Raw genomic sequence first — 12,687 nt, 5'->3', positions numbered from 1 at the left:
AGATTAAATAATAAAGATGAAGAAACAATGGAGAGTTTTTTAAGTCTGTGTTCGCTACAATAATGAATATAGAGAAGAAAAACTGAGATTTTTACTTTGAAGATTCGTCGTATTCCGATTGCATTACGTCTGTTTTTGACTGTTTTATTGACCACCCTGGTAATTACTACGGTGAGTCTGGGCGTATTGCATCTGAATATGCAGCGCAACTTTACCCGTTATGTGGCAGATGTAGAAATGCAGAAGCTGGATCATGTGATCGAGAATCTGGCTGATGTCTATACGGTATATGAAGACTGGGGGAACGCCATTCAGGCGCAGATTCTGCAAATTGAAGGTGAAGCTGCACCGGATGATTATGACCGTTTATCGCGCTGGTGGTTGCGCCGTCAGTATGATATTGCCTTACAGCAGCGTTACTTTCAGGAGCAAACTTTAGCCACTGTAGCGCCTTCAAGTATGGTTGAACCAAATCTGACACCGCGTTCAGTGAATGAAGAAGAATTGCGTATTCTGGCATCTAACCTGCCTTCACAATTCCAGCCCTTTGAAGGTTTAAGATTTCCACTTAGTTCCAATCAGAACCTGTTTAGAACCGACCGTAAAGACAATAATGGCGGTCAACAGCCGGTTCAGCAGCCCACTGGCAAGAAGCAGTTTATCCAGATGCCAGACCGTCTGGGTCTGAGTTCACGCCTGTCACTCTATGATGCCAAACGTCGTTTTGTAGTAGGCGAAGCATCTGATGAGCAGATTTCCTATCGTCCAATTATGGTTGAAAACCAGGTGGTCGGTTATCTGGGCTTGAAACCGGTTTTAGACCAAGATGATGCTTTAAGTATTAATTTCTTTAGTAATCAGAAACGTTACCTATTTTTAGTTTATGGTTTAAGTATTCTAGCCAGTCTGATTGCTGCATTATTACTGGCAACTTATTTTAAAAAACCGATTCAGCGTTTGTTGAACGGTACGCGTGAATTGACTCGTGGTAATTATCAGCATCAGGTGAAAGTGAAACGTAATGATGAGCTGGGTGATCTGTCTAATGAGCTGAATCAACTGGCCGTGATTTTGGATCAGCATGAAACTTCACGCCGTCAGTGGGTAGCAGATACCTCACATGAACTGAAAACTCCGCTGGCAGTCTTGCAGGCACAGATTGAAGCGATGCAGGATGGAATCCGTAAACCGACACCAGAGCATTTTGCGTCGATGTTGGCACAGGTAACCAGCCTGAAAAAATTGACTCAGGACTTGGCAGCTCTAGCGCAGGCTGATGCCCAGCAATTACAGTTCTATTATGCAACTGTAAATCCATGGGATGTGGTGCAGCAGGAATTAATGAACTTTCAGCCTAAATTTGAACAGGCTGACCTGAAAGTGACTGTTGAAGGTGACGGTGCTGAAGTTGATCTGGATCTGGACCGTTTCAAGCAGATCGTAGCCAACCTGCTCAGCAACAGTATTCGTTATACAGAAGCCGGTGGCCAGGTACATATTCATACCGAACAGAATGAGAAAGAATGGACCTTATATGTCGATGACAGTCCATTCGGTCTGACTGATGAGCAGCTGGCTCGCATTGGTGAACGTTTCTATCGTGTCGATGATTCGCGTACTCGTGCCACCGGTGGGACAGGCTTGGGTCTGGCCTTATCTTGTAAAATTACTCAGGCTATGGGTGGTAGCTTAAGCTTTGCACATTCACCATTAGGTGGTTTACGATGCAAACTAAGCTTTCCTAAACAAATGAAACCATAAAGGAAAATATATTCATGAAACATATCATGCTGGTTGAAGACGAAGTCGAACTTGCCCTGTTGGTGCGAGATTATCTAGAGGCTGCTGGTTTTGAAGTCAGCGTGTTTCATGATGGGCAAGAAGCATATAACAGTTTTACCCAGCGTAAACCAAGCCTGATGATCCTGGACCTGATGGTGCCACGTATGGATGGTCTGACCATTTGCCGTAAAGTACGTGAACAGTCAGACTTGCCGATCATTATGGTGACTGCGCGTACTGAAGAAATTGACCGTGTACTTGGCCTGAATATGGGCGCGGATGACTATATCTGCAAGCCATTTAGTCCAAAAGAACTGGTTGCCCGTGTGCAAGCCGTATTACGCCGTTTAGACCGTAAAGCTGAGCCGGAAAGTAATGATCTGTTCCGTATGGATAAATCACAACAGCGTATCTGGTATCAGCAAAAAGCCTTGAACCTGACACCGACTGAATTCCGTTTGCTAGAGTTGTTCCTGGAGCATGTCGGCCAGGTGTATTCACGTGCGCAGCTACTTGATCATATCAATCCGGACAGTTTTGATGTGGCAGACCGTGTGATTGATAGTCATATCAAAAACCTGCGTCGTAAAATTTCAGATGCGGCAGAAACCGGAAACCGGCATGAATGGATTCAGGCCGTTTATGGGGTAGGTTATCGTTTTGAATATCCTGAAGACTGATATTCGAATTAGTTAAAGAAAAGCGGATAGACTTATTGGTTTGTTCGCTTTTTTTTTATTTCTGAAAATGATCAATATAAGAGAGCCAAAATAATGAAAATTATTATCCGGGATGAACAGCTAGAAGATATTCCAGCCATTGCTGCTTTGACTCAAGCAGCTTTTCAAAATGCTGCCCATTCAAGTCATACTGAACAATTTATTGTCAATGCTTTGCGCACGCATGGGCAGTTAACGATTTCTCTAGTTGCACTTGAAAATAACCAGTTGGTTGGTCATGTGGCTATTTCACCTGTTAGTATCTCTTCAGGTGAAACTGGCTGGTACGGTCTTGGCCCAATTTCGGTATTACCTGCAAAACAAGGACAGGGAATCGGCACTTTACTTATGCAGGCAGCTTTAGATCGTCTGCAACAGTTAGGTGCTCAAGGATGTGTAGTGCTCGGTGATCCTCAATATTATGGTCGTTTCGGATTTAAGGCTTTTCCAGAACTTTACCTAAAGGATGTTCCACCAGAATACTTTCAAGTCATTGCATTTAATGGATCTATTCCACATGGAGAAGTGGTCTACCATGAGGCGTTTAATGCGACGCAATAATTCAGCAAAAAAGAGCTATTTTTATTTAGAAGTTATAGAGTTTTAAAATAAAAATAGCTTTTAACTAGCATCTATTATGAAATCAATTATTTATATTTCTTTTTATCTTAGTAGATACAAAAAATAAAAGTTTAATAATTAATAACTTAAATTTATGTATTAGTTGATCAGTTGGATACCCGCTACAATTCGGTTTTTTATTCATCATGAGAGCGTGTCTTGGAGAGTGAAATACCGCAACTACAGCGCCGTTTAAAGAACCGTCATATCCAGCTGATTGCTATGGGCGGGGCCATTGGAACCGGATTATTCTTGGGGTCTGCACAGATTATTCAGTCCGCAGGACCTTCTATTATTCTGGGCTATTTGATTGGTGGTTTGATTGCATTTCTAATTATGCGCCAGTTGGGCGAAATGATTGTGCATGAGCCTGTGACTGGTTCATTCAGTTATTTTGCATTTGAATACTGGGGTAAATTTCCAGGCTTTTTAACCGGCTGGAATTACTGGATTTTATATATTCTGGTCGCAATGACAGAGCTGACAGCCATTGGCAAATATATCAATTACTGGTGGCCACATATCCCAGCTTGGGTGTCTGTACTTATTTTCTTTTTGGCAGTAACCCTTGCCAACCTGGCCAATGTCAAAATTTATGGTGAATCTGAGTTCTGGCTATCGATGATTAAAGTCTTTGCTATCATTGCAATGATTATCTTTGGCATATATTTACTCCTCACTGCCGATGCAACTTCAACCGCTTCGATCAGCAATTTATGGATTCATGGTGGATTCTTTCCGAATGGCTTTGATGGGCTGTTTTATATGCTCGCCTTTATGATGTTTGCTTTTGGTGGTATTGAGCTGATTAGTATGGCAGCGGCAGAAACCGAAAATCCTGACAAGAACATTCCACGTGCCGTGAATCAAACTGTGATTCGGGTATTTTTATTTTATATCTGCTCGCTTGCCGTATTACTTTCACTTGTACCATGGAATCAGCTGAATTTAGGCGATTTAGATCATAGTCCATTTGTAATGATTTTCAGCCAGATGGGGATTGAATGGGCTGCACATTTACTGAATTTCATTATTTTAACTGCTTCACTTTCAGTCTGTAATAGTGGCATGTATGCCAATAGCCGTATGTTGATGGGGCTGGCTCAACAAGGGAATGCACCACAATTATTTAAGAGCGTAAATAAACATGGTGTGCCTGTGGCTGCGGTATTGTTCTCAGCATTTTTGATCTTTGGCTGTGTGATTCTGAATTACTTTGTGCCTGAAAAAGCGTTGAGTTACCTGATTTATATTGTAGTAGCAGCTGCGGTATTGAACTGGATGATGATCAGTTTGATTCATTTGAAATTTAGACAAGCCATCAAACGAAAGGGGATTCAAACCAAATTTCCAGCAATCTTTGCGCCGTTTAGCAACTATTTTGTTTTAGCTTTTATGCTGATGATTCTATACATCATGTGGACGCAAGGCTTTATGTTGTCAGTGTTGATGTTGCCGGTGTGGATTGCGGTGTTGTTTGGCGTGTTTAAGTTTCTGAATAAAAGGAATGCTTAAGCCTAAAATCTCCAATCAGAAGAAGCCCGACCAGAAATGATTGGGCTTTTTTCATATTGTCGCAATATCTAAAGCTTTTAGATGAGTTAAGGTTTATTTTGATCTTAGTGGCAGAATATACTGAATACAGTCTTTAAGGTCATTTCCCAATAAAGGAAAGATGGTCCAAGCACGAAGCAGTTGCTGTTTATGAAAACCTGTTTTTTCTAATACTTGTCTTGACGCTAAATGTTCAGTAGCACAAAAGGTTTCAATTCTATTGAGTTTTTTAGTCTGTTTTAAAAATTGGATCACTGAAGTCATCGCTTCACACATCAAACCTTGTCCCTGATAAGGAGTTCCAAGCCCGAAGTGAATTTCTCCGATGTCATGCCTTTGTATAAAGATCAAAATACCCATAGGTTGCTGAGTTAAATGATCTGCAATAATCCACATAAACTCAGGATCTGAGTTTTCCCACTTTTGTCCTGCCCAGTTTTCTAAAGTTTGTCGAGTTTGAATTTCGTTCTGATGTGGATGTCTTTGCAAATATTTTGAAGCTGCTAGATCACTGAAATAGTGATGAAATAAATAGATTTCATCACCACAGTGGTAGGAGCGAAGAATTAAACGCTTTGTCCTTAATGTTATTGGCTTGATCTTGATCATCAGTATCTGCACTTATTTTTCTAATGTTCGTAATAATTCAATTCGTACTTTTTCTGCTTTCTTTAATTTCGATATTACTAATTCATAAGAATTCTGTACTAGGTCCTCAACCAGAGATTCATCCAGTTGATTATCTTCATACACTGAAATCCAGTGTTGTTTATTCATATGCCAGCCAGCATGGATATAAGAATAAATATCTCGCAGCATAGCAGCATGATCAGGCGCTACTTTTAAATTAATGACAGCTTTGCCTTGAAGATAGAACTGAAGCATAAAGACTTTATCTAGCACTTTGAATACATCACAACCTTCACCGAAAGGCTGAGTCACAGTGACTTCAGGTAAACTTATCGCTATCTGTGCTGAGATTTGATGTAAGGTCATAAGTTATGAATAAACCGAAATAAAACTGTGGATAATGCTTAAATTATCCACAGTTTTTAGTCGTCTTGTGAATAAATTAAGATGAACAACTTACCATGACTTCAGGTACATCACTCGGCAATGGCCCTAGATCTTCAGGGTGTTCCAGATCCGGCTGTTTTAAATAAGGCTGACTCAATAATTTAAACAGGCGATCGACTTCGGAAAAGTCATCCCGCTCAGCCAGTTCAATTGCTTTCTGTGCCATGTGATTGCGCAGGATATAGTGTGGATTGACGAGTTGCATGGCGGCATCTAATTCTTCAATATCCTGATGTTCGCGGATCGCTTCATATTGAGTCAGGAATGCTTCAAACTGACGGCGATCCAAACAATCATCCTTGATTGCTTCATATTCATGATTCTGCAGGCGAATAAAGCTTTGCGTATAGTCGAGTTGCTCGCTTTGCAAGATTCTGAGAAAAGCCATGGCGCAGTCAAAGCTGTCTTTGTGAAAACTCGGTAAGCCCATTTTCTGGTTTAGGCCATGCTTATAATGTTCCAGGAAGGTCGGTTCATAATGTTCCAGACATTGGGCCAGATCCTGTTTCCATTGTTCTTCATCATAGTTTTCAGGACATAATGGAATCAGGTTATTCAGCCACATCCACAAGTTCCAGTGGCCGATGCTTGGTTGCTGCTGATAAGTATAGCGACCCTGATAATCCGAGTGGTTATTAATCCAGTTGGGACGGAACCGCTCCATAAACCCATACGGGCCAAAGTCTAGCGTTGAACCGGTAATATTCAGGTTATCGGTGTTCATGACACCATGCGCAAATCCGACCAGTTGCCATTTGGCAATCATCACTGCCGTGCGCTGAATCACTTGGGTAGCAAATGCCAGAATAGGCTGTTCTGCTTGCAGACATTGCGGATAATGCCATTCCATGCATTTTTGTGTGAATACAGGCAGCAAGTCTGGCTGATACTGATTGATCCATTCAAAATGTCCAAACCGGATATGACAGTCAGACGTCCGTAATAGCATCGCGCCCGGTTCCAGTTTTTCACGCTGTACACCTTGAGCGGAAGAGGTAAAACCAACCGCATTACTGGATTCTACACCTAGCGCATTTAAGGCATGTCCGGCCAGATATTCCCGAATTACCGAGCGTAAGACTGCACGACCATCTCCCATCCGTGAATAAGGCGTTGCACCAGCACCTTTTAAATGCAGGTCAATGGTCTGGTTATCTTTATCCAGAATCTGGGCGATCAGTAGACCACGTCCATCACCCAATTGACCCGCCCATTGACCAAACTGATGGCCAGCATAAACCATGGCCAAAGGTTCAAACTCAGTAAAGGTTTTTTGACCACTACAGATTTCGACCCATTGTGCTTTATCTTCTTCAGACCATTGCAGTTGCTCAGCAAGTGCAGCATTAAAATGTCCCGCTTTAGCACCTTTTAAAGGCAGTGGGGGCTGATGATGATAAAGGCGAGAAGGGAGAGTTTGATATCGGGAATTAAAATACATGGCAGTTAAAATACTTAGGCAATAGAAGCAATATAACAAAGATCTTTGTTTAAAACTGTTGTAAAAGGAAAGTATAAGTAAGACGAGTAGAAATAAAAAAAGCCCCTGATTTCAGGAGCTTTTTTGAGAATCTAAATCTTATTGAGAGACAGGCGCTTTTTTCAAATTACGTACTAACAGATTCAGTGTTTCACGATGATGGGAAAGACGCTGTTCAACCAGCTGGAATTCAACTTTAAGTTTGTCATCCATCTGGTGAATCTTTTCTGCCACAGCAGCCTTTTTCACCTGAATTTCCTGTTCTTTCAGTTTGGCCCAGTCATTCAATGTTTGAGTAAAGGCTTCATATTCCTGAGCAATCTTACTTTTTACATTGATAATGTCTTCATTGACATTATGACCATATACCGCCAGATCCTGCTCAGCATATTTAAACTTCATTGCCAGTTCAGCTTTTTTGATATTAAAGCTTGGAATACGGCGCAGATTTTTAGCCAGACCCAGTTTAGAGCAAGTCCAGATTAACCATTTAGTTGGGTCATATTGCCACCATTTTACGCCATTACGATAATCGTACTGGAAGATGTGATGATAGTTATGATAACCCTCACCCCAAGTCGCAATCGCTAACCAGAAGTTGTCACGTGCAGTGTTTTCATCCGTATAAGGACGTGAACCCCACATATGGCAGAGTGAGTTGATGAAGAAGGTCACGTGATGGCTCAGGATCAAACGAACCAGACCACCCAATAATAATACACCCCAGACATCGCCTACAGCCCAGCCAATTGGCAATAGAATCGCAGCATGTACTGCAATGACTAGAGGCACATAGTATTTGTGCTGGAACATAACGACTTTGTCGTTTTGCAGGTCTGGTGCATTCTTGTAGTTTGGCTCTGCAGCAGGGTAGTCACGCAGCATCCAGCCCAAGTGCGCATACCAGAAGCCGTTATTAATTGAATATGGGTCTTTTTCCACGTCATCGACATGACGGTGATGGGTACGGTGGCCTGAACCCCAGTACAGAATACTGTTCTGCACTGCAAAGGTACCCATGATCATTAAAATGATTTTTAAAGGTAAAGTCGCTTCATAAGCACGATGTGCCCAAAGACGATGATAGCCCGCTGTAATCCCCAGGCTACTAACGCCGAGCAAAACAAACATACTGATCCAAGCGGCAAGGCTAAAATCATGGTGATACGCATATAACGGAATCGCGATAACAGCTACAATGGGTAAAACTACCAGAGCAAACACGGCGACCCAGTTAATTGGGGCTTGAGGTAGGGGAGCATTCATCTCCAACAGCACTCCTGGAACCTGGGAAGGTATAACAAAAAGCAGAGGCCGCTATTGTTTATTTTAACAGCGGTTAAGTCATTCATATTAGCACGCCCCCTAGGGCATCACTAGCATTATTGTACGGTTGTATTGTACTTATCGGTAACAGAATAAGTAGGATGAAAACTACCATTTTCACGGGCTAGACAGGCTCTGATTTCCGAGTAAATCACTGAGATTTTTGAAGCTTTTAATCAAATTTATTTTCTTAAAATGAGTCAAATGAATGTTCATTTTTTCTACTAGATTGCTGAGAAATAAATTTGTAAGCAAACCCGTAACCCAAAGTTAAACAAGATTACAAACATGCATTCTTCTTTAAATTATTGTTCAAGGCTTAAAGAAAAATAATCTATATAGAATCTTGCATTTTGGGTTATTTAAAGATGTTGCATCATTAACTTCGGATAATCGGTAATGAGACCCTGAATACCCCAGTCGCGTAATTCTTTGGCACGATTAACATCATTTACGGTCCAGACGCTGATGGTAAGTTCGGCAGCTTGTGTGGCTTGAATAATATCTTTGCTAGCCAGTTCATTCATCCAGCCAATCTGACAACAGCCAAGTTCCAAGGCTTGATCAATCGCCTGATATTTCACATCTGTTTCAATCAGAAGGCCGCGTTTTAAACTGGAATTTTGCTGTTGCAAAGCCTGATGGATTTTAGGATCAAAGCTAGTGATCACAACTGACTGCTCATAACCCTGTAACTGCTGTTCAAGCTCAAGCGTGATTTTTTCGGCATCGGCCTGGCTCGCTACACTTTTGACTTCGACTTCAATATGGTCAAAGTTATGAATCACGGTTAAGGTCTGATCCAGCATAGGAGTGGCTTCGACCTTGTTCCATTCTGACCATTTTACTGCGTGATTATATTGACTGAGATCCTGACGGCTACATTCGTAGAGGGGCTTTTGCAAACCGGTAGTCCGTACAAAGTTATCATCATGCATGATGATCAGGGCATTATCTTTAAGCTGGCGTACGTCAAATTCGACTGCGCGAATCCCGATATCCTGAATATATTGAAAACCGCCTAGTGTATTTTCAGGCGCTTCCCCACGCGCACCGCGATGTCCGATTATGCGCATGCTGCGATAACCTGAAGAAGTAAAGATGAAAACATAATGATGAGGAATTGTGACAGGAGTATTGCAATATTCTGCGCCTGAAACACTTTGTTGCAAATACCGTTGGCGCAGAATTTTCCGTGCAATTTAATACATTTTAGCGGATTTATTGATCAATGGTCTCGTTGATATTTTTTTGCCATAATACCTCAGAACCGCCTTCAGCACGTTGTAAGGTACGCGAAGCCACAAATAACCAGTCAGATAGGCGATTTAATAGCTGCAGGGAGGTCGCCTGAATATTCTGGTCGCGTGAGTGAACCGACATCACGCTGCGCTCTGCACGACGACATACAGCACGAGCCTGATGGGCGAAACTGCAAACTAAAGTACCCGCAGGCAAAATAAAATCTTTCAGCATCGGCAAAGCTTCATTCATACGGTCGATGTCATTTTCCAGAAAATCAATCGAGACTGGTTGAACTAAGTTAAAGCCGGGAATACATACTTCACCACCCAGATCGAACAGCCAGTGCTGGATCAGGCTTAAAGATTTATCCCAGGTCGCTTTATCCTGAATGCTGCTTGCCGCGATTTGTGCGCGTAAAACCCCAATGATGGCATTTAGCTCGTCCACATCACCGAGTGCGGTAATACGCAAGTCATCTTTGGGTACACGTGAACCATCGCCCAGGCCAGTGGTGCCGGAATCGCCAGTACGGGTATAGATTTTACTTAAACGGTGGCCCATTTGAATTCCTTAAAATTTTGAATGCTGAATATCAAAAGGATAATGCCATAGGCATGACATGATCCTCAAAAGTATTTATTTAGATTGGCTGGCTGGTTCTAGTATTTGAAAGTGACACCAGCGGAAGCCAGACGCCCACCATTGATATAGTATTGGTCGCCCGCACTATGCACAGTTTTATATTTCACATCACCGACATTTTCAATATTGGTAAAGAGCTTCACTGTCGGGTTGATATTCCAGTAAGCATTCAGGTCGACACGTGCATAGCCTGGAATGTCACGAGCAAAATCCTTGGCTTTCGATTTCGCAACCAGTGCCGCACTTAAACCATAATCGGCATTTTGTAGACCTGTGGATAAGGTCAAAGACTGACGCGGACGACGCAGCAGCTCGGTATTCTGTTTGCTATCTTCGGTCTTGACGTATGTGTAACCGGCATTAATGAAGAATTGATCCTTGTTCCATTGTGCCGTTAATTCACCGCCTGTCATTTTGGCTTCATCAATATTCTGGTTTTGATAGACAGGGAAGGTGTTGACCCAGTCACCGTCACAGGTGCTAATACAGGTTGAATTGATCAGGTGATCGACTTCAGTATGAAAAGCTGATGCGCCAATCAGAATATCGAACGGTAATTTTTGATCAATTCCCAGTTCATAAGAAATACTTTCTTCAGGTTTGAGCTGGTCATTACCACCAAAGGCATACATATCATTTAAAGTCGGTGCCTTGAAAGCTGAACCCATATTGCTATAAATACTGGTATTCGGAAGCAGCTGATAACGAAGCCCGCCTTGTGCCACCGTATGCGTACCAAATTTTTCGTTATCTTCAACACGTAGACCGAGTTGGGTACTGAAACCATGATTCTGGTATTGATGCTGGATGTAATAACCGGTTGAATTGATGTCTTCATCAAGTACTTGAGTCTTGGCATCTGTATTACGCTGGGTCAGACCTAATAAAACATTCTGTGCCGAGCTAAAATACCATTTGCCATAGATTTCAGCTTCTTGTGTCGTGCTGTGCACAAAGCTGTTAGATGTGACCTGATTCAGGTCATCCTTAAACTGGGAGAGACGTGCATGAATGGCCGTGGTTTCAGTAGGATGAATCTGGCCTTTTAAATTGACGATTTCATTTTTGAAATTCTGGCTGGAAAAGACCCCCCAGTCGCTATATTGGCCATTTCCTGAATTCTGGCTGTAATCTAGAGATGCAGCATAACGCTCTTTTTCAACACCGAATTTTGCACTATAGCCTTTCTGGTCATAGCTATAGTCACGGCTGTCATTCATGTTGAATACGGGAGTGCCATCAGTTTCTAAAATCTGGCCCCGAATCTGTGCATAGATTCCATCTTCTGCGAGGTCTGCACCAACCAGTGATTTATAAGTCTGGTTTTCACCGATCTCGCCAGATACAAAAGCAGCAGTTTTTTTAGGTGTTTTGGTGACGAACTGAACTACACCACCAATCGCATCCGTCCCATACAGCACGGATGCGGGACCTTTTAATATTTCAATCTGCTTGAGATCAGTGGTATCCAGAAATGGAATAGAAGCTGCACCGGTAGTTGCTGTATTTAAACGAACGCCGTCACGTAGAACCAAAGCTTGATTGGAGTTGGTCCCGCGTAAGAATAGAGAAGTTTGCTGGCCATAACCGCCTGACTGCACCACATTTATGCTGGGATCTGTTTGTAATAAATCCGGAAGGGCCTTAATCGGTGATTGTTCAAGAACGGCCGGTTCAATAATCGCGATCCGGGCTGGCACATTTTCAATTTTTTCTTCAGATCGGGTGGCGGTCACGACAATGGTATCTAAAGCTGCTTGTGCAACTTTTTGCTCGGCAGCATGAACTGATGAGGAAAAACCCAAAGCAAACGCGATAGAACCTGCTAAGGCAGCAGGCTGAAATGGAATAGACATGAGATGTGCTCCATACATTCACTCCCCGTGAATGATTGAGTTAAAGAACACAACAAGCAGGTATCCGGACTTAAATGCAGTATTGAAACATACTTACTTATCCACCTTCCCACATATTGATGCAGTGGTGTAAATCGTGAAGATTTATAAAGACAAGCTTTTCATTTTTTACCGTTGCGGGGGCAGTGTTGGATTTGCACCAACTTCCCTAAAGCCTTAAGGCCTTGACTCGTTGCAAATTGTAGCAAGTATAAGGTTTGCTTATGACTTAAACAATCAAGATCAAGAATAATCCGTATGAACTTTACGCAAGATCGATGATTTGCATTACAATGATTCACCCCAATCTTATAGATTACTTGATATCTTGGTAAATCAGAGCCAA

General features: G+C 42.2%; 11 protein-coding genes and 1 riboswitch. Of the genes, 4 read left to right on the top strand and 7 right to left on the bottom strand.

Features of this window, described 5'->3' with window-relative positions; all coding sequences use genetic code 11:
* Window positions 1-96 precede the first annotated feature (96 nt).
* From baeS to AC4MCD_RS11845, 4 genes are all read left to right on the top strand, one after another.
* Window positions 97-1,761 (top strand): sensor histidine kinase efflux regulator BaeS, encoded by a 1,665-nt coding sequence (gene baeS / locus AC4MCD_RS11860; protein ID WP_419374832.1) that lies wholly within the window; start codon window positions 97-99, stop codon window positions 1,759-1,761.
* A gap of 14 nt (window positions 1,762-1,775) precedes the next feature.
* Complete coding sequence (locus AC4MCD_RS11855; RefSeq protein WP_034704234.1) at window positions 1,776-2,462, top strand: response regulator; 687 nt, start codon at window positions 1,776-1,778, stop codon at window positions 2,460-2,462.
* Between the two features lie 93 nt (window positions 2,463-2,555).
* Window positions 2,556-3,062, top strand: coding sequence for a GNAT family N-acetyltransferase (locus AC4MCD_RS11850; protein WP_491876168.1), 507 nt, complete (start codon window positions 2,556-2,558; stop codon window positions 3,060-3,062).
* A gap of 219 nt (window positions 3,063-3,281) precedes the next feature.
* A complete protein-coding gene (locus AC4MCD_RS11845) occupies window positions 3,282-4,637 on the top strand; it encodes an amino acid permease (RefSeq protein WP_491876167.1) in 1,356 nt (451 codons plus the stop codon).
* A 93-nt stretch (window positions 4,638-4,730) separates the two neighbouring features.
* Here the strand turns inward: AC4MCD_RS11845 and AC4MCD_RS11840 are convergent, their stop codons facing one another.
* The 7 genes from AC4MCD_RS11840 to AC4MCD_RS11810 all read right to left on the bottom strand — a co-directional run bounded on the left by AC4MCD_RS11840 (window position 4,731) and on the right by AC4MCD_RS11810 (window position 12,302).
* A complete protein-coding gene (locus AC4MCD_RS11840) occupies window positions 4,731-5,285 on the bottom strand; it encodes a GNAT family N-acetyltransferase (RefSeq protein ID WP_491876166.1) in 555 nt (184 codons plus the stop codon).
* 12 nt (window positions 5,286-5,297) lie between these two features.
* Complete coding sequence (locus AC4MCD_RS11835) at window positions 5,298-5,672, bottom strand: MmcQ/YjbR family DNA-binding protein (protein ID WP_491876165.1); 375 nt, start codon at window positions 5,670-5,672, stop codon at window positions 5,298-5,300.
* A 76-nt stretch (window positions 5,673-5,748) separates the two neighbouring features.
* On the bottom strand, window positions 5,749-7,194 hold the full coding sequence (locus AC4MCD_RS11830; protein ID WP_104495367.1) for a protein adenylyltransferase SelO: 1,446 nt from the start codon (window positions 7,192-7,194) through the stop codon (window positions 5,749-5,751).
* A 138-nt stretch (window positions 7,195-7,332) separates the two neighbouring features.
* Window positions 7,333-8,499, bottom strand: a complete 1,167-nt coding sequence (locus tag AC4MCD_RS11825; RefSeq protein WP_104495369.1) for an acyl-CoA desaturase — start codon at window positions 8,497-8,499, stop codon at window positions 7,333-7,335.
* Window positions 8,500-8,921: 422 nt separating this feature from the next.
* Window positions 8,922-9,635 carry a glycerophosphodiester phosphodiesterase gene (locus tag AC4MCD_RS11820; protein ID WP_104495371.1) on the bottom strand — a complete coding sequence of 238 codons (714 nt, stop codon included), beginning with the start codon at window positions 9,633-9,635 and terminating at the stop codon, window positions 8,922-8,924.
* Window positions 9,636-9,780: 145 nt separating this feature from the next.
* On the bottom strand, window positions 9,781-10,365 hold the full coding sequence (locus AC4MCD_RS11815; protein ID WP_491876164.1) for a cob(I)yrinic acid a,c-diamide adenosyltransferase: 585 nt from the start codon (window positions 10,363-10,365) through the stop codon (window positions 9,781-9,783).
* 98 nt (window positions 10,366-10,463) lie between these two features.
* On the bottom strand, window positions 10,464-12,302 hold the full coding sequence (locus AC4MCD_RS11810; protein ID WP_491876163.1) for a TonB-dependent receptor plug domain-containing protein: 1,839 nt from the start codon (window positions 12,300-12,302) through the stop codon (window positions 10,464-10,466).
* Window positions 12,303-12,340: 38 nt separating this feature from the next.
* A riboswitch (cobalamin riboswitch) is annotated at window positions 12,341-12,550 on the bottom strand.
* Window positions 12,551-12,687: the final 137 nt, after the last annotated feature.

Source organism: Acinetobacter sp. CAU_H_78 (assembly GCF_058599365.1).
Note: the sequence above shows the minus strand (reverse complement) of the source record. Positions and strands in the feature narration are given on the sequence as shown.